Genomic DNA, 18447 nt, shown 5'->3' with positions numbered 1-18447 from the left:
TCGTTATAATGTGCGACCTCGTCCTCCCTGACGCAGTTTTTGCGCTGCGGAAAAGGTGACATTGGCGCAACGAAGGTATATTTTGTTTTTTGCCGGAGGATAGCAGCAGATCGCTGCACAATGTCCGTCAAGTCTAACATTGACACTCTGGGGCAAAATAGACCGGCGTCCCGGCCTGCTGGAATTTATCGCTATGCATACAGCTGTCGGGGCATACGCTTTACAGACGGCGGTGAAACGCCTGTCACAATCACACTAAACAAAGAGTACGGAACCCACTCATGGATATTCGTAAGATTAAAAAACTGATCGAGCTGGTTGAAGAATCAGGCATCTCCGAACTGGAAATTTCTGAAGGTGAAGAGTCAGTACGCATTAGCCGTGCAGCTCCTGCCGCAAGTTTCCCTGTGATGCAACAAGCTTACGCTGCACCTATGATGCAGCAGCCAGCTCAATCTAACGCAGCCGCTCCGGCGACCGTTCCTTCCATGGAAGCGCCAGCAGCAGCGGAAATCAGTGGTCACATCGTACGTTCCCCGATGGTTGGTACTTTCTACCGCACCCCAAGCCCGGACGCAAAAGCGTTCATCGAAGTGGGTCAGAAAGTCAACGTGGGCGATACCCTGTGCATCGTTGAAGCCATGAAAATGATGAACCAGATCGAAGCGGACAAATCCGGTACCGTGAAAGCAATTCTGGTCGAAAGTGGACAACCGGTAGAATTTGACGAGCCGCTGGTCGTCATCGAGTAACGAGGCGAACATGCTGGATAAAATTGTTATTGCCAACCGCGGCGAGATTGCATTGCGTATTCTTCGTGCCTGTAAAGAACTGGGCATCAAGACTGTCGCTGTGCACTCCAGTGCGGATCGCGATCTAAAACACGTATTACTGGCAGATGAAACGGTCTGTATCGGCCCTGCTCCGTCAGTAAAAAGTTATCTGAACATCCCGGCAATCATCAGCGCCGCTGAAATCACCGGCGCAGTAGCAATCCATCCGGGTTACGGCTTCCTCTCCGAGAACGCCAATTTTGCCGAGCAGGTTGAACGCTCCGGCTTTATCTTCATCGGCCCGAAAGCAGAAACCATTCGCCTGATGGGCGACAAAGTATCCGCAATCGCGGCGATGAAAAAAGCAGGCGTTCCTTGCGTACCGGGTTCTGACGGCCCGCTGGGCGACGATATGGATAAAAACCGCGCCATTGCTAAACGCATTGGTTATCCGGTAATTATCAAAGCCTCCGGCGGCGGCGGCGGTCGCGGTATGCGCGTAGTGCGCGGCGACGCTGAACTGGCACAATCCATCTCCATGACCCGTGCGGAAGCGAAAGCTGCTTTCAGCAACGATATGGTTTACATGGAGAAATACCTGGAAAATCCTCGCCACGTCGAGATTCAGGTACTGGCTGACGGTCAGGGCAACGCTATCTATCTGGCGGAACGTGACTGCTCCATGCAGCGCCGCCACCAGAAAGTGGTCGAAGAAGCACCAGCTCCGGGCATTACCCCGGAACTGCGTCGCTACATCGGCGAACGTTGCGCTAAAGCGTGTGTTGATATCGGCTATCGCGGTGCAGGTACTTTCGAGTTCCTGTTCGAAAACGGCGAGTTCTATTTCATCGAAATGAACACCCGTATTCAGGTAGAACACCCGGTTACTGAAATGATCACCGGCGTTGACCTGATCAAAGAACAGCTGCGTATCGCTGCCGGTCAACCGCTGTCGATCAAGCAAGAAGAAGTTCACGTTCGCGGCCATGCGGTGGAATGCCGTATCAACGCCGAAGATCCGAACACCTTCCTGCCAAGTCCGGGCAAAATCACCCGTTTCCACGCACCTGGTGGTTTTGGCGTACGTTGGGAGTCTCATATCTACGCGGGCTACACCGTACCGCCATACTATGACTCAATGATCGGTAAGCTGATTTGCTACGGTGAAAACCGTGACGTGGCGATTGCTCGCATGAAGAATGCGCTGCAGGAGCTGATCATCGACGGTATCAAAACCAACGTTGATCTGCAGATCCGCATCATGAATGACGAAAACTTCCAGCATGGTGGCACTAACATCCACTATCTGGAGAAAAAACTCGGTCTTCAGGAAAAATAATTTGTGACGCGCGGTGTTTCCATCGCGCTTAGCAAAGAACGTAATCAACGCCGGGCCTGTTAATGCTACCCGGCGTTTTTATTGCCGTTAACTAACGGTAGCCTGCAATTTCCGCTTTCAACGCGCTAATTTCAGCATCGCCATCAACAATTCCCAGCTCAAAGCAGTATTTCTTTGTTTCCCCTGGTTCAATAAAGGGCAGACGCCCCTGCGCTCGTTCTTTATCACGACCGTCAAGAAAACTATTACTGACCTCCAGTCCCATAACATATTCACCCGCGCCTAAATTTTTCCACTGGATAAAGTTGGGTAGCTGCATGATGTCGAATTTCTCGTAAATTCCCCACCCCAGTTCGGCGTTCACCAGCGCAACTTTCTCATCCCCTGACTGTCGCTATTCAACGTGAGATAGTAAACCTGCTCGTCAAAACCGGGCTGTGGGGTACAAATCTCCAGATGACTGGCTAACCCTTCCGCCGCATGCGGGGTTCGTGGCGTTACGCTTTTAGCCGACAGCAAAATTTCTGCCTGTGGCGATAATAAAGGCCAGCCGTAATTAAAGTGATAAAGAATTTGCAGCGGCTGGCGGGTGAAACCATGATTAGTCACCTTGTCTTCAATGCGCAGCACATTTTCGCCATAACGGCAGCGAATGGTCCTTTCCAGCGTCAGATTTTCACCGAACAATCGTGTTTCCCGTACTTTGCCATTGATGACAAATTCAATGCTGTCGTCGGTCCGTTCTGTGCGATACCCCACCTCTTCTGCTGGAGTCGCAGCCAAACGCCCGTGTAACCCCAGCGTTTCTCCTTCATCCTCACAGGGCGTGCCAATGTAGCTAAGTCCGCAGGTAGTCAGTAACCCCGCGTAAAAGCTACGTAAAAACCCGTTGCCCTGAGACTCAAAAAAAGCGGGGGCGACAACACCGTTGGGGGTGATAAAAGAGAGCGCAGTGTCCTTGTAGCTGGCCCATGCAATATCCAGCGCGCGATCTTTTACCACCGTAAATGCCAGTCCCGCACCAGTACGGACATCAAACGCTTCTGTACCCTTTGCTCTGCCACTACGTAACTCATAGTGTTTAATTCCGGCAACCTGCGAGAGATCGCCAATCCACGACCAAATTTCGCTTTTCATTGTGCTGCTTCCCGAATGGACATGTCATGGCGCTGGATGAACGTTTCGATTTCCATAAGGCGAGACGTTCCCTCCATTGGGCCACGTCGGGTTACCGCCAGTGCACCGCAGGCATTGGCATATTGTAATGCCCGATGGGCGTCAAACCCTAGCTGGCGGCAGGCAATCCATGCGCCACCAAAACAGTCTCCCGCACCGGTCGGGTCAACTTCTTCCACCGGATAGCTCTCAACATGAAACTGCTCATTCGCGGAGTAGTAACTGGCTCCTTGATTGCCGCGCTTCACAATCACCTCTTTAACACCTTCTTCAAGAAAACCAGCGATTGCACGCTCCGGTGTCGAGTGTGGCGACAAGAGCAACACTTCGCCCTCGCTGGGCATGTAGATATCTGTTAACTCAAGAACAAAGTGGAGGGCATCACGCATTTCTGGAATATCGAGCATCTCTTTACGAATATTCGGGTCGAAAGAAATAACGCCACCATTTGCTTTAACGATGGTTACTGCTTTTTTAACTGCGTCTACCATATGGAATGAAAACAGGGATGAACCCATAATATGAAAATGGGTACAATCCTTCAGAATATTTTCATCAACATGCTGTGCCGATAATTTACCGCAAGCAGCATTCTTGATATTAAAAATAAAATCGCGATCGCCAGAGTTATGATAAGTAACAAAGGCACTACCGGTGGCTTCCAGAGGTAAGACTGAAATCCCCCTGATGTCCACACCGTCAGCAGCCAGACGATGTATATTAATATCACCAAAGCCATCATTCCCCACGCAGCTAATGATGCCGCACGGAACGCCAAGACGTGTCACCTGGTCGATAAAAATAGCGGGCGCACCACTGGGATAAGGGCCGTTCCAGATACCTGGTTGATCAAATGGCTGGCCGATTTTACTCGCCATAATTTCAACCAGAATTTCTCCAATTGTGAAGACCTTACTCATATGATTAATTCCTTGAAATGATTAGCTGCGTTTTCTTTTATTTCTTACGTCAAAATAAACGGCTACAAGAATGACTAATCCTTTAACCACCATCTGGTAAAAATAAGGAACATTCATTAAGTTCATGCCATTATTAATAACGCCGATGGTTAATGCGCCGATCACCGTCCCCACCACGGTTCCATAGCCGCCATTCAGGCTGGTGCCTCCCAGTACAGCCGCGGCAATAGCATCCAGTTCGTAGCTCAACGCGGAATTCGGTTGCCCGGAATAGAGGCGTGAGGCAAGGATCATCCCGCTGATACCTGCCAGCACGGCTGTAATCATAAAGACTTTAATTTTCAAGCGGGTGACATTTATCCCTGAATAAATTGCCGCTTCTTTATTACCACCAGTGATATAAATTTTTCGTCCAAAGGTTGTTTTAGTAAGAATGAAGTGGTTTATCAGCAATAAGATGATTAATATCCATATAGGAATAGGTATATAGAGAAATTCTCCATTCCCCAGCGCCAGAAAAGCATCATCTTTAATCATGATGGGCATACCATCGGTCACTATATAAGCGATACCACGGAAGATCCCCATAGTAGCAACGGTGACAATAAACGAAGGGATCCCCGCTATAGCCGTCAAGCCACCATTTATCATCCCCAAAGCCAGTGCTGCAATAATGGATAATGGGACCAATAAAACAAATGGAATTCCCCATGAAGCCCCAAGCGCAGCAAATGTGCCAATCAATGCAATGGTTGAACCGACCGATAAATCAATATCGCCAAGCAAAAGCACATAAGTCATTCCATAGGCGGTAATTGCAATTATCGAAACCTGAAGAATAATATTAGTAATGTTATTGGCGGTAAAAAAACTGTCATTAATAAAACTGAACAGAATGATTAACACCACCATTCCACTGAGGATACCACCATATTGCCTGAAGACTTTTTTAAAATTATTTGCAATGGGAATTTCCGAAGGTTTCGGACTGGCAAGAGTTTTCTCTGTCATTTAACGTACTCCTGTTGCAGCGGTCATTACCTGTGTCTGCGTTAAATTTTCACATGAATAAATATCGGCAATCGTTTTATTACGCATTACCACCAGACGATCGCTAAGTGCCATGACTTCTGGCAGTTCAGAGGACACCAGAATAATTGCTGTCCCTGCCGCAGCCAGTTGACGTATCACGTTATAGATTTCAAATTTTGCGCCGACATCCACTCCGCGCGTTGGTTCATCGAGCAATAAAATACGCGGAGTTTTCTCCAGCCACTTCGATAACACGATTTTCTGTTGATTACCGCCGCTCAGTGCTCCCACTGCCTGATGCACAGAACTCACTTTAGTGTTCATTCTGGCAATTGATTGCAGCGTCTTCGCCTCTTCTTGTCGGTGATTGATGAGTCCCATCCGCGAAGCGTTATATTGAAACGCCACATGGTGCGTGTTCATATTGATGTCGTGCATCAGCACTAACCCTTCTTCCTTGCGGTTTTCGGTCACAAAAGCAATGCCATGATCAATAGCCTGTTTGGGATTAGCGATCCTGACTTCCTTACCATCAATCAACACAGTCCCGTGATACGAAACGAGGCCAAATAGCGCCTTCATCACATCGGAACGCCCGGCCCCCACCAGGCCAAAAAATCCGAGGACTTCCCCCGGACGCACAGCGAAACTGACCTCTTTAAAAAGCGAAGGATGGGAAAGATTTTTTACTTCCAGTTTTGCAGGAACATTTTCATCCGGTTTTTCCCCAAGACGTGCTGGCCAAATATTTTTCATTTCCCGACCAACCATTTGGGCAATCAAGTGCTGGATATCACTGTTTTTCTTTTCATGCGTAGCGATATACTCACCGTCGCGGATCACCGAAATATCATCTGAAATCCGCATAATTTCATCCATGCGATGAGAGATATAAATAACCGCACAGCCTCGCTGCTTTAATTTTTCAATAATGTTAAACAGGATCTCCGCTTCATTATCACTTAGCGAAGATGTCGGTTCATCCATAATCACGACATCCGCTGCATAGCTTAAGGCTTTAGCAATTTCTACCAGTTGCCTATGTGCCATCGACATATTGCCGACCATTTCCAGAGGGTCTAGTGGGATGCCCAGTTCCGCGAGGAGGTTCTGGCAATCTGCGAGCATTTCTTTATCGTTAATTATACCAAAACGTCGCGGTTCATTATTGGCATAAATATTTTCCGCCACGGTCATATTATTACTCAGGCTCAGTTCCTGAAAAATAATCGCAATCCCTAACTGGCGAGAATGCTGCGGATTATTAATGGTGATGGTTTCACCACGTAGTGTTATCGTTCCCTGGGTTGGCGGATAAACACCGGCCAGTATTTTCATTAATGTCGATTTACCGGCACCATTCTCGCCTAATAAAGTATGCACCCGCCCTTTACGTAAAGAGAGTGTAATATCTTTTAATGCCTGAACATGACCAAATGTCTTCGCAATATGCGAAACATCAAGAATAACATCCGTCATAATGACCTCGGTGTCACAACAAAACGCCAATAACGTTTTGTTGTGAGGTGAAGATATTTACTATTTACCTGTATAAACGCCGGGTTGTACCGGGATCATTTTTTCTACCGGTTTACCATTGAGGTGATCAACAGCGGCATCAATGGCTTTAGCACCCATTTGATCGGGATATTGCCGAATCACGGCCGCAAACGTTTTTTCACTGTCAACGGCATCACGCGCTTCTTTCATGCCGTCAAAACCAATGATTTTGATGTTGTCGTTATGCGCAGATTTTGCTGCGATAACCGCTGCCAGCGCCGCATCATCACCAAAGCCAAACAGACCATTCAGGTTAGCATTTGCCTGCATAATGTTTTGCGCAGTCGTTAACGCTTCAGCCCGCGTAATACCAGGCTGTTCAGCAACAATTTTAATATCCGGTGTATCGCTTAACCCTTTCTTAAAACCATCAACGCGCGCAACCACCGATTGTAGTGCCGGATAAGAAATAATGGCTACAGTACCTTTACCATGCAAAAGTTTACCCATTAACTTGCCTGCTTCAACGCCTCCCGCATAGTTATCGGTCGCAACATGCGATACGACCGGAACGCCTTCCGCAGCGACGTCAACGGTGATAACGGGAATACCGGCCTTATCGGCTTTAATTATCGCTGCCTGGACGCCTTTCGAATCGACCGGAGAGATAATAATGGCATCCACTTTTTTAGTAATAAAATCCTCAACATCAGAAAGTTGTTTGTTTAAATCCTGATTGGCAATAGAGACACTTAAATTGACATTGTCTTTTTTTGCCTCTTCTTTCATGGCATTCGCAAGATCAATATAGAAAGGATGTTGTTGTGTTAATAATGACGCACCAATTTTATACTCTTTTGCCAACGAACTTTGCGAGAACAATGCCAGGCTCACCAACATAGCTGAACCAAGTAATTTAATATTTTTCATAAACAATCCTCATTATTTTTGTAGGGTACAACGTCTTAAATTTTTCCTTCACTACCACAGACGCCAATAATACGAGTTACGACTTCTTTCATGGCGGCCTTTGCGGGCTGCATATAGTGACGTGGATCATTTGCCGCAGGATTGTTGTAGAAATATCCTTTTAACGCATCGGCAAACGCAATTTTCAATTCTGTCGCGACATTCACTTTACAAATACCGCGACGAATACAGTGCTGAACGTCCTGTTCCGATAAGCCCGAAGCACCATGCAACACCAGCGGAATCTCCACTCGCTGACGAATCTGTTCCAGCCGCACAAAATCCAGTCGTGGTTCATGCGCATATAAACCATGTGCTGTGCCGATTGCTACCGCCAGGGAGTCAATTTGGGTACGTTGAACAAACTCTGCAGCTGCGGCTGGTGAGGTATAAGCGGAATCTTTTTCATCCACCCGCAGATCGTCCTCCTGGCCGCCAAGACGCCCTAGCTCGGCCTCAACGCTAACATCAAAGCGATGGCAAAAGGTGGTAACTTCTTGCACTCGCGCAATGTTGTCTTCAAATGGCAAATGGGAGCCATCAATCATGACAGAACGGATCCCTGCGCGAACCTTGTTAAAAATGTCATCACTCTCTTCATGATGGTCGAGATGCAGGACTAACGGCAGGTTGTACTCGCGAGCCAGCGATTGTACTAACGAAATTAAACTTCCCACGCCACCATAACGATATGTACCGGGTGTTCCCGCCAGCATAACGGGAGAGCGAAGTTGTGCAGCGCTCTCAACAACTACCTGTAAAGTTTCAAGGTTATGAATGTTGAAAGCAGGGACGGCATATCCCTCTGACTGGGCTTTTTTCAGCATGTTTTTGCTTGAAATAATATACATCGCAGCTCCTGTTATTGGTCGTTCGCCTTACAAAATGAAGAAAGAGAATCTTTACTTTCATTTTGAAAGCAAACTAGCACAGCAAAAGCAGCAAAAAGCGTGATGCATGTCGAACATCATCAAAATAACTTACAAAAAATAACTTAATTTATTTTTCACTTTGCAAGTGAAACCAATGAAAACCCTGCATAAATATGAATATATTCATTTATTTTTCAATGTATTAAGCTATTTTCGTTGCAATTTTTGACCCATGATTTTCTTTTCGAATTGTCGATATGATTGAAGGATAACTTTCAAAGAAAAATACAAGGGGCTATAGTGTTACGCATTAAAGGCCAATGAAGAGTGTTAACGTGCCGAGAAAATCGTCTAACCTACTGAAACGCAGATTAAAAATTGCAGAAATTGTTGCCGCCCAGGGTGAAATCAAAGTTGATGACTTATCTGCGCAACTTGGTGTCTCTGGCGTGACGATCCGCGGCGATCTCAGTTATCTGGAGCAACAGGGATATTTAAAGCGATCATTTGGCGGTGCTATTGCGACACCACTCTCCTCTGAACCAGAAGCGATACAACCGATCGCGCCATTGTCTCTGGCACAACAAATGGAAATAGCACGACATTGCGCACGATTAATTCGCGATCGTGACACGCTATTTCTTGGACATGGGATAATCTGCCGTAAGATCATTCCATTGCTCAGCGAAGTGAAAAAACTGCGTCTGATCACCAACGATCCCGAACATGCGCTGCTGGCAAATCAGTTTATTGATGGCGAAATAATACTGGCTGGCAGTGAAATGTTGCGCCCCGACACCGCACTGGCCGGAAAACAGCTTGAACAGGCACTTCAGCATTTCACCATTACACATAGCATCCTGGAAATCAGCCATCTGGATGCTGATGGTACTTTAAATATCAACGTTCCCAGACTCGCCGCTGCCTGGCAGCTCTGTTTCGATCATGCCCAGAATAAGACGGTTATCGTTGCCGCCGATCCTGCGCCATCAACGGCTGCTATCGGGCATTTGCATCAGGCAGAAAATGTGATCGTCAGCCGCAGCATTAACGAACAATATCAGCAACAATTGCAGTCGGCTGATTTCGTTATCCTTTATACCAGTAATGAGTGCTTTACCTGGTCCAATCGCGAAAGGCTTCAGGAATGAGAGGGGTTTTGTGACAACAACTATCTGCGCTATGGGCGAATTGCTGGCCGAGTTTTTGTCCCGCAACCCACATCAAAAATTCACTCAGCCTGGGGAGTTTATCGGGCCATTTCCCAGCGGTGCGCCAGCAATTTTTGCTGCTCAGGTGGCAAAACTGTCCCATCGGGCCATCTTCTTTGGATGTGTTGGTAATGATGATTTTGCCCGACTCATTATAGAGCGTCTCCGTCATGAAGGTGTCATTACCGATGGGATCCATGTTATGAACAATGCCGTCACAGGTACGGCGTTCGTGAGTTATCAAAATCCCCAGCAGCGGGATTTCGTCTTTAATATCCCTAACAGCGCCTGCGGTTTGTTTACTGCCGAGCACATTGATAAGGATCTGCTTAAACAGTGTAACCATCTGCATATTGTGGGCTCATCGTTGTTCTCATTTCGCATGATCGATGTCATGCGTAAAGCAATAACGACGATCAAATCGGCTGGCGGCACCGTTTCTTTCGATCCCAATATTCGCAAAGAGATGCTGAGCATTCCTGAAATGGCGCAGGCTCTCGATTATTTGATTGAATATACGGATATTTTTATCCCCAGCGAAAGCGAACTCCCTTTCTTCGCGCGTCACAAAAATCTGTCAGAGGAACAGATTGTTAGCGATCTTCTCCACGGCGGCGTAAAACATGTGGCGATAAAACGCGCCCAGCGTGGGGCCAGCTATTACAAGCTTAAAAACGGTACATTACACGCCCAGCATGTTGCAGGTCACGATATCGAAATTATCGATCCAACGGGTGCAGGCGACTGCTTTGGCGCAACGTTTATCACTCTTTTCTTATCCGGTTTCCCGGCACACAAGGCGCTGCAATATGCAAATGCCAGCGGCGCGCTCGCCGTAATGCGGCAAGGTCCGATGGAAGGGATATCCTCACTGGCAGACATTGAAGACTTTTTGCAGCAGCACTGAACGGCAATTTTCTGTCAGATTATTTTCCCTGCCTGAAGACTTGCCGTAGAATTGCCCGTTTCTCGTATCCCCCCATGAGGAGGACCCCTTCCGTGGACACTCGTTTTGTTCAGGCCCATAAAGAGGCGCGCTGGGCGCTGGGGCTGACCCTTTTGTATCTGGCGGTATGGTTAGTAGCCGCTTACTTACCTGGCGTTGCCCCCGGTTTTACCGGCTTTCCACGCTGGTTTGAGATGGCTTGCATCCTGACGCCGCTGCTGTTTATTGGACTGTGCTGGGCGATGGTGAAATTTATCTATCGCGATATCCCGCTGGAGGATGACGATGCAGCTTGAAGTGATTCTACCGCTGGTCGCCTATCTGGTGGTGGTGTTCGGGATTTCAGTTTATGCAATGCGTAAACGGAACACCGGCACCTTCCTCAATGAGTATTTCCTCGGCAGCCGCTCTATGGGCGGTATTGTGCTGGCGATGACGCTCACCGCGACCTATATCAGTGCCAGTTCGTTTATCGGCGGGCCTGGAGCTGCTTATAAATACGGCCTGGGGTGGGTATTGCTGGCGATGATTCAGCTTCCTGCAGTCTGGCTTTCGCTCGGTATTCTCGGCAAGAAGTTCGCAATTCTTGCGCGCCGCTACAATGCGGTGACGCTGAACGATATGCTGTTTGCCCGCTACCAGAGTCGTCTTCTGGTGTGGCTGGCGAGTTTGAGTTTGCTGGTTGCGTTCGTTGGTGCGATGACCGTGCAGTTTATCGGCGGTGCGCGCCTGCTGGAAACCGCGGCGGGTATTCCTTATGAAACCGGGCTGCTGATTTTCGGTATCAGCATTGCGTTGTATACCGCCTTTGGCGGCTTTCGCGCCAGCGTGCTGAACGACACCATGCAAGGGCTGGTGATGCTGATTGGCACCGTTGTGCTGCTTATTGGCGTGGTACATGCCGCAGGTGGTTTAAGTAATGCGGTAGACACGCTGCAAACCATCGATCCGCAACTGGTTACGCCACAAGGCGCTGACGATATTCTGTCGCCTGCCTTTATGACGTCGTTCTGGGTACTGGTGTGCTTTGGCGTTATAGGCCTGCCGCATACTGCGGTGCGCTGTATCTCTTATAAAGACAGCAAAGCCGTACATCGGGGGATCATTATCGGTACGATTGTAGTCGCAATCCTGATGTTCGGTATGCATCTGGCCGGAGCGTTAGGTCGGGCGGTGATCCCCGATCTCACCGTACCGGATCTGGTGATCCCGACGTTAATGGTAAAAGTGCTGCCACCGTTTGCCGCCGGGATCTTCCTGGCTGCACCGATGGCTGCGATCATGTCGACAATTAACGCCCAACTGCTGCAAAGTTCCGCTACGATCATTAAAGATCTCTATCTGAATATCCGTCCGGATCAAATGCAAAACGAGACGCGTCTGAAGCGGATGTCGGCGGTGATCACGCTGGTTCTCGGTGCGTTGCTGCTGCTTGCCGCCTGGAAGCCGCCAGAAATGATCATCTGGCTGAATTTGCTGGCCTTCGGTGGGCTGGAAGCCGTTTTCCTGTGGCCGCTGGTGCTGGGTCTTTACTGGGAACGTGCCAACGCCAAAGGCGCGCTAAGTGCGATGATCGTTGGCGGCGTGCTGTATGCCGTACTCGCGAAGCTGAATATTCAGTACCTGGGCTTCCACCCTATCGTGCCCTCGTTACTACTAAGTTTGCTGGCTTTCCTGGTCGGAAACCGTTTCGGTACATCCGTCCCGCAAGCTACCGTTTTGACTACTGATAAATAAAGAGTTTTGCCATGCCTTGGATCCAACTGAAACTGAACACTACCGGCGCGAACGCGGAAGATCTTAGCGATGCGCTGATGGAAGCGGGTGCCGTTTCTATCACTTTTCAGGATACCCACGATACGCCAGTATTTGAGCCGCTGCCGGGCGAAACGCGCCTGTGGGGCGACACCGATGTGATTGGTCTGTTCGACGCTGAAACCGATATGAACGACGTGGTGGCGATTCTGGAAAACCATCCGCTGCTCGGCGCGGGCTTCGCGCATAAAATCGAACAACTGGAAGATAAAGACTGGGAGCGCGAATGGATGGATAATTTCCACCCGATGCGCTTTGGTGAACGACTGTGGATCTGCCCAAGCTGGCGTGATGTGCCGGACGAAAACGCCGTCAACGTGATGTTAGACCCAGGGCTGGCGTTTGGTACGGGTACCCATCCAACTACCTCTCTGTGCCTGCAATGGCTCGACAGCCTCGATTTAACCGGTAAAACAGTCATCGACTTTGGCTGCGGTTCCGGCATTCTGGCTATCGCGGCGCTGAAACTGGGTGCAGCAAAAGCCATTGGTATTGATATTGATCCGCAGGCGATTCAGGCCAGCCGCGACAACGCTGAACGTAATGGCGTTTCTGATCGTCTGGAACTCTACTTACCGAAAGATCAGCCAGAAGAAATGAAAGCCGACGTGGTGGTCGCTAACATCCTTGCAGGTCCATTACGTGAACTGGCACCGTTAATCAGCGTCCTGCCAGTTTCAGGCGGTTTGCTGGGCCTTTCCGGTATTCTGGCAAGCCAGGCAGAGAGCGTTTGCGAAGCTTATGCCGACAGCTTCGCTCTGGACCCGGTCGTGGAAAAAGAAGAGTGGTGCCGCATTACCGGTCGTAAGAATTAACCTTCGCATCGCCGTATGGCGACGCAGAGCGAAGTGCGAGCGATGTCACAAAAGGCACGTTAATTTGCCGATTATTTACGCAAATTTGCGTGCCAAAATTTTCATTCATAAAGAAAAATTGAGAACTTACTCAAATTTCTTTGAGTGTAAATTTTAGTCACTATTTTCTAATATGATGATTTTTATGAGTAATTATCGCGCTACGCTCATTTTAAATGCAATTCTTTGATCCATCTCAGAGGATTGGTCAAAGTTTGGCCTTTCATCTCGTGCAAAAAATGCGTAATATACGCCGCCTTGCAGTCACAGTATGGTCATTTCTTAACTCATGCGCATCGGACAATATCAGCTCAGAAATCGCCTGATCGCAGCGCCCATGGCTGGCATTACAGACAGACCTTTTCGGACGTTGTGCTACGAGATGGGAGCCGGATTGACAGTATCCGAGATGATGTCTTCTAACCCACAGGTTTGGGAAAGCGACAAATCTCGTTTACGGATGGTGCACATTGATGAACCCGGTATTCGCACCGTGCAAATTGCTGGTAGCGATCCGAAAGAAATGGCAGATGCAGCACGTATTAACGTGGAAAGCGGTGCCCAGATTATTGATATCAATATGGGTTGCCCGGCTAAAAAAGTGAATCGCAAGCTCGCAGGTTCAGCCCTCTTGCAGTACCCGGATGTCGTTAAATCGATCCTTACCGAGGTCGTCAATGCAGTGGACGTTCCTGTTACCCTGAAAATTCGCACTGGCTGGGCACCGGAACACCGTAACTGCGAAGAGATTGCCCAACTGGCTGAAGACTGTGGCATTCAGGCTCTGACCATTCATGGCCGTACACGCGCCTGTTTGTTCAATGGAGAAGCTGAGTACGACAGTATTCGGGCAGTTAAGCAGAAAGTTTCCATTCCGGTTATCGCGAATGGTGACATTACTGACCCGCTTAAAGCCAGAGCTGTGCTCGACTATACAGGGGCGGATGCCCTGATGATAGGCCGCGCAGCTCAGGGAAGACCCTGGATCTTTCGGGAAATCCAGCATTATCTGGACACTGGGGAGTTGCTGCCCCCGCTGCCTTTGGCAGAGGTTAAGCGCTTGCTTTGCGCGCACGTTCGGGAACTGCATGACTTTTATGGTCCGGCAAAAGGGTACCGAATTGCACGTAAACACGTTTCCTGGTATCTCCAGGAACACGCTCCAAATGACCAGTTTCGGCGCACATTCAACGCCATTGAGGATGCCAGCGAACAGCTGGAGGCGTTGGAGGCATACTTCGAAAATTTTGCGTAAACAGAAATAAAGAGCTGACAGAACTATGTTCGAACAACGCGTAAATTCTGACGTACTGACCGTTTCTACCGTTAACTCTCAGGATCAGGTAACCCAAAAACCCCTGCGTGACTCGGTTAAACAGGCACTGAAGAACTATTTTGCTCAACTGAATGGTCAGGATGTGAATGACCTCTATGAGCTGGTACTGGCTGAAGTAGAACAGCCCCTGTTGGACATGGTGATGCAATACACCCGTGGTAACCAGACCCGTGCTGCTCTGATGATGGGCATCAACCGTGGTACGCTGCGTAAAAAATTGAAAAAATACGGCATGAACTAATTCAGGTTAGCTAAATGCTTGATTAAAAAGGCGCTACTCGGCATGGGGAAGCGCCTTTTTTATAGGTGTCACAAAGGGAGTGACCATGAGAACAGGATGTGAACCGACCCGATTTGGTAATGAAGCAAAGACCATCATCCAGGGTGATGCATTAACCGAACTTAAAAAGCTCCCCGCCGAAAGTGTCGATCTGATCTTTGCCGACCCACCGTATAACATCGGTAAAAATTTTGATGGTCTGATCGAAGCCTGGAAAGAAGATCTGTTTATCGACTGGCTGTTTGAAGTGATTGCAGAGTGCCATCGCGTTCTGAAAAAGCAGGGCAGCATGTACATCATGAATAGCACGGAAAACATGCCCTTTATCGATCTCCAGTGCCGCAAGCTTTTTACCATCAAAAGTCGCATCGTCTGGTCATATGACAGTTCTGGAGTGCAGGCGAAAAAACACTACGGCTCCATGTACGAACCCATCCTGATGATGGTGAAAGACGCAAAGAACTACACGTTCAACGGTGATGCTATTCTGGTAGAAGCCAAAACCGGATCGCAGCGCGCGTTGATCAATTATCGCAAAAATCCTCCACAGCCTTACAATCATCAAAAAGTACCGGGTAACGTCTGGGATTTTCCGCGCGTGCGTTATTTGATGGATGAATATGAAAACCACCCGACGCAAAAACCGGAAGCCTTGCTGAAACGCATTATTCTCGCCTCTTCCAACCCAGGCGATATCGTTCTCGACCCGTTTGCCGGTAGCTTTACTACCGGTGCCGTAGCCGTCGCCAGCGGGCGAAAATTCATTGGTATTGAGATCAACAGCGAGTACATCAAAATGGGGCTTCGACGGCTGGATGTCGCGTCGCATTACTCTGCGGAAGAACTGGCGAAAGTGAAAAAAAGAAAGACCGGCAACCTGTCAAAACGAAGCCGGTTAAGCGAAGTTGACCCCGATCTCATTGCAAAGTAAAGGAAGTGTAAGCCTGGTTTTCAGATTATTCATTTCGTGTATATTTCCTGCCAGACTTGGTTAAACATGCACAGGCTCAGGTAATGATTCGCAAGTATTGGTGGCTCGTCGTTTTCGCTGTCTTCGTTTTTCTGTTTGATACTTTACTGATGCAGTGGATTGAACTGCTGGCAACAGAAACAGACAAATGCCGCAATATGAACTCAGTTAATCCACTAAAACTGGTTAACTGTGACGAACTGAATTTTCAGGACAGAATGTGAATTTATATGACACTTAATTCATTCGTTTTATGAATTAATTTCGTTATGTTTTCATCTGGCATGAACATTCTTAATACGTTATCGACCAGAGCGGGGGCTTGTTTATAAAGATCATAACCCGCCATATTCATTAACCAGTTTTGAACAATTCCGCTGAAGGCACCATCAATAATAATCATCACAACATCTAAATCGAGATTATTTGCTACACAACCTTGTTGCTGACACGCCTGCAATACTTCGCGGAGAGTCTGCGGATTAAAGCCCATCTTTTCGCGTATCACTCCCTCGGCCAGCATCTCATCATTAAATTCACATTTGTGATATAAGATTTTCAGCAACGCCTGCTGGCGGGGAATTTTGGCAATATATTGCAAACCGACAATCAATTTTTCACGCAATTGCTGAAACGGGTCATGCTCTAACCCAGCGGTCAAGTGATCCTGGATTAACTCCCGCAATGAAGGCTGTTGCAACCACATCTCATTAAACAGTTGAGTCTTGTTTTCGAAGTGCCAGTAGATAGCGCCACGCGTAACGTTAGCAGCGTCGGCAATGTCGTTGAGCGTCGTCTTGCTTACGCCATGCTGCGCAAACTGGGCGATGGCAGTTTCAATCAGTTCTTGCCGGGTCTTCAGGGCTTCAGCTTTGGTTCTTTTTGCCATGATTAATTATTCAGGAAATAAATATATTCGACACAGGATGAGAAAATAGCGAAGGTTAATCTATCACCTAATGTGTATTTATACGAGAGGCTAATATTGCGTTGCTATAAATCGTCAAATAAATGATATGTATTATTTACATAAAATACATTCACTTGACCTATACATATTTCAATTTACGAGATTTTAATTCTATTTCTTTCATTCCGCGTCAAAACAAAACAGTAGAATATTAATCTTTTTTTGTGTTTATGTGCCTTGAGTTGCCAGTATTCATAACTATTCCTTACATCGACGAATGATAATTTGTAGGATAGCGAACTGTATTTTTCTTTCTGCGAGTTAACGCATTGCCTTTTTGGGCAAATAACGCGCTTTTGGTTTTTTGAGGAATAGTAATGACGAAACATGCCAGGTTTTTCCTCCTGCCCTCCTTTATTCTGATCTCCGCGGCTTTAATCGCCGGTTGTAACGATAAGGGAGAAGAGAAAGCTCACGTCGGTGAACCGCAGGTTACCGTTCATATTGTGAAAACGGCCCCGTTAGAAGTTAAGACTGAATTACCAGGCCGCACCAATGCTTACCGTATAGCCGAAGTTCGCCCACAGGTTAGCGGGATCGTACTGAATCGCAATTTCACTGAAGGCAGCGATGTGCAAGCAGGCCAGTCCCTGTACCAGATCGATCCCGCGACCTATCAGGCAAGTTATGACAGCGCGAAAGGCGAACTGGCGAAAAGTGAAGCCGCCGCCGCCATCGCGCATTTGACGGTAAAACGTTACGTTCCGCTCGTGGGTACGAAATACATCAGTCAGCAGGAGTACGACCAGGCCATTGCTGATGCTCGCCAGGCCGATGCCGCCGTGATTGCCGCAAAAGCCACAGTCGAAAGCGCTCGCATCAATCTCGCTTATACCAAAGTGACTGCGCCAATTAGCGGACGTATCGGCAAATCGACCGTGACCGAAGGCGCTCTTGTCACTAATGGGCAAACGACTGAACTGGCGACTGTCCAGCAGCTCGATCCTATCTACGTTGATGTGACCCAATCCAGCAACGATTTTATGAGGCTGAAGCAATCCGTAGAGCAAGGAAATTTGCATAAGGAAAACGCCACCAGCAACGTAGAGTTGGTCATGGAGAACGGTCAAACCTATCCCCTGAAAGGTACGCTGCAATTCTCCGATGTGACCGTTGATGAAAGCACCGGCTCCATAACCCTACGTGCTGTCTTCCCTAACCCGCAACATACGCTTTTGCCGGGTATGTTTGTGCGCGCACGGATTGATGAAGGCGTCCAACCTGACGCCATTCTTATCCCGCAACAAGGCGTTAGCCGCACACCACGTGGTGATGCAACCGTGCTGATTGTTAACAATAAAAGTCAGGTTGAAGCGCGCCCTGTCGTTGCCAGTCAGGCGATTGGCGATAAATGGTTGATTAGCGAAGGTCTGAAATCTGGCGATCAAGTCATTGTCAGCGGCCTGCAAAAAGCGCGTCCGGGAGAGCAGGTTAAAGCCACTACCGATACCCCCGCAGATACTGCATCGAAGTAAGGCAATCTG

The 18447-nt window shown here is 48.2% G+C and carries 18 protein-coding genes and 1 pseudogene; 12 read left to right on the top strand and 7 right to left on the bottom strand.

Going from position 1 to position 18447, the window contains the following annotated elements; translation table 11 throughout:
- The first annotated feature begins 281 nt into the window (after positions 1 to 281).
- Both accB and accC read left to right on the top strand, forming a co-directional pair.
- Complete coding sequence (gene accB / locus HBM92_RS02450) at positions 282 to 752, top strand: acetyl-CoA carboxylase biotin carboxyl carrier protein (protein ID WP_000354622.1); 471 nt, start codon at positions 282 to 284, stop codon at positions 750 to 752.
- Positions 753 to 762: 10 nt separating this feature from the next.
- Positions 763 to 2112, top strand: coding sequence for an acetyl-CoA carboxylase biotin carboxylase subunit (gene accC, locus HBM92_RS02445; RefSeq protein ID WP_000884639.1), 1350 nt, complete (start codon positions 763 to 765; stop codon positions 2110 to 2112).
- Positions 2113 to 2203: 91 nt separating this feature from the next.
- Here accC and HBM92_RS02440 read toward each other — a convergent pair.
- The 6 genes and pseudogenes from HBM92_RS02440 to HBM92_RS02415 all read right to left on the bottom strand — a co-directional run bounded on the left by HBM92_RS02440 (position 2204) and on the right by HBM92_RS02415 (position 8560).
- Positions 2204 to 3249, bottom strand: a pseudogene (locus HBM92_RS02440) (aldose 1-epimerase family protein).
- The gene (locus HBM92_RS02435; RefSeq protein WP_000048611.1) at positions 3246 to 4208 is read right to left on the bottom strand and encodes a sugar kinase; all 963 of its coding nucleotides are present in this window, start codon (positions 4206 to 4208) and stop codon (positions 3246 to 3248) included. The pseudogene HBM92_RS02440 and the gene HBM92_RS02435 overlap by 4 nt, the downstream one beginning before the upstream one ends.
- Positions 4209 to 4229: 21 nt before the next feature.
- On the bottom strand, positions 4230 to 5219 hold the full coding sequence (locus HBM92_RS02430) for an ABC transporter permease (RefSeq protein WP_000137052.1): 990 nt from the start codon (positions 5217 to 5219) through the stop codon (positions 4230 to 4232).
- Positions 5220 to 6719: a sugar ABC transporter ATP-binding protein gene (locus HBM92_RS02425; RefSeq protein ID WP_000132903.1), complete on the bottom strand. Its 1500-nt coding sequence runs from the start codon at positions 6717 to 6719 to the stop codon at positions 5220 to 5222.
- 60 nt (positions 6720 to 6779) lie between these two features.
- On the bottom strand, positions 6780 to 7670 hold the full coding sequence (locus HBM92_RS02420) for a substrate-binding domain-containing protein (RefSeq protein WP_001298583.1): 891 nt from the start codon (positions 7668 to 7670) through the stop codon (positions 6780 to 6782).
- Between the two features lie 35 nt (positions 7671 to 7705).
- Positions 7706 to 8560 carry a tagatose bisphosphate family class II aldolase gene (locus HBM92_RS02415; RefSeq protein WP_000275540.1) on the bottom strand — a complete coding sequence of 285 codons (855 nt, stop codon included), beginning with the start codon at positions 8558 to 8560 and terminating at the stop codon, positions 7706 to 7708.
- 341 nt (positions 8561 to 8901) lie between these two features.
- On the opposite strand from HBM92_RS02415, the gene HBM92_RS02410 reads away from it, so the two are divergent.
- From HBM92_RS02410 to HBM92_RS02370, 9 genes are all read left to right on the top strand, one after another.
- Positions 8902 to 9732 carry a DeoR/GlpR family DNA-binding transcription regulator gene (locus tag HBM92_RS02410; protein ID WP_000843957.1) on the top strand — a complete coding sequence of 277 codons (831 nt, stop codon included), beginning with the start codon at positions 8902 to 8904 and terminating at the stop codon, positions 9730 to 9732.
- 31 nt (positions 9733 to 9763) lie between these two features.
- Positions 9764 to 10699 (top strand): sugar kinase, encoded by a 936-nt coding sequence (locus HBM92_RS02405; protein ID WP_001298584.1) that lies wholly within the window; start codon positions 9764 to 9766, stop codon positions 10697 to 10699.
- 92 nt (positions 10700 to 10791) lie between these two features.
- A complete protein-coding gene (locus tag HBM92_RS02400; RefSeq protein ID WP_000381170.1) occupies positions 10792 to 11034 on the top strand; it encodes a YhdT family protein in 243 nt (80 codons plus the stop codon).
- Positions 11024 to 12475, top strand: coding sequence for a sodium/pantothenate symporter (gene panF / locus HBM92_RS02395; RefSeq protein ID WP_001175695.1), 1452 nt, complete (start codon positions 11024 to 11026; stop codon positions 12473 to 12475). The genes HBM92_RS02400 and panF overlap by 11 nt, the downstream gene beginning before the upstream one ends.
- An 11-nt stretch (positions 12476 to 12486) precedes the next feature.
- The gene (gene prmA, locus HBM92_RS02390) at positions 12487 to 13368 is read left to right on the top strand and encodes a 50S ribosomal protein L11 methyltransferase (protein WP_001145827.1); all 882 of its coding nucleotides are present in this window, start codon (positions 12487 to 12489) and stop codon (positions 13366 to 13368) included.
- A 328-nt stretch (positions 13369 to 13696) separates the two neighbouring features.
- Positions 13697 to 14662, top strand: coding sequence for a tRNA dihydrouridine synthase DusB (dusB, locus tag HBM92_RS02385; RefSeq protein WP_001219652.1), 966 nt, complete (start codon positions 13697 to 13699; stop codon positions 14660 to 14662).
- A 25-nt stretch (positions 14663 to 14687) separates the two neighbouring features.
- Positions 14688 to 14984, top strand: coding sequence for a DNA-binding transcriptional regulator Fis (gene fis / locus HBM92_RS02380; RefSeq protein WP_000462905.1), 297 nt, complete (start codon positions 14688 to 14690; stop codon positions 14982 to 14984).
- Between the two features lie 85 nt (positions 14985 to 15069).
- The gene (gene yhdJ / locus HBM92_RS02375) at positions 15070 to 15954 is read left to right on the top strand and encodes an adenine-specific DNA-methyltransferase (RefSeq protein ID WP_001258951.1); all 885 of its coding nucleotides are present in this window, start codon (positions 15070 to 15072) and stop codon (positions 15952 to 15954) included.
- 83 nt (positions 15955 to 16037) lie between these two features.
- Positions 16038 to 16217 (top strand): DUF2556 family protein, encoded by a 180-nt coding sequence (locus HBM92_RS02370; RefSeq protein WP_001295275.1) that lies wholly within the window; start codon positions 16038 to 16040, stop codon positions 16215 to 16217.
- A 2-nt stretch (positions 16218 to 16219) separates the two neighbouring features.
- Here the strand turns inward: HBM92_RS02370 and acrS are convergent, their stop codons facing one another.
- A complete protein-coding gene (gene acrS, locus HBM92_RS02365; RefSeq protein ID WP_001129506.1) occupies positions 16220 to 16882 on the bottom strand; it encodes a multidrug efflux transporter transcriptional repressor AcrS in 663 nt (220 codons plus the stop codon).
- Positions 16883 to 17280: 398 nt separating this feature from the next.
- Between acrS and acrE the strand changes: the two genes are divergently transcribed.
- Positions 17281 to 18438 carry a multidrug efflux RND transporter periplasmic adaptor subunit AcrE gene (acrE, locus tag HBM92_RS02360; RefSeq protein ID WP_000160349.1) on the top strand — a complete coding sequence of 386 codons (1158 nt, stop codon included), beginning with the start codon at positions 17281 to 17283 and terminating at the stop codon, positions 18436 to 18438.
- Positions 18439 to 18447: the final 9 nt, after the last annotated feature.

The organism is Escherichia sp. E.sYA108 (assembly GCF_011754335.1).
Classification (GTDB): Bacteria; Pseudomonadota; Gammaproteobacteria; order Enterobacterales; family Enterobacteriaceae; genus Escherichia; species Escherichia coli.
The sequence above is the reverse complement of the archived record's forward strand: the minus strand, read 5'-3'. Positions and strand labels throughout refer to the sequence as shown.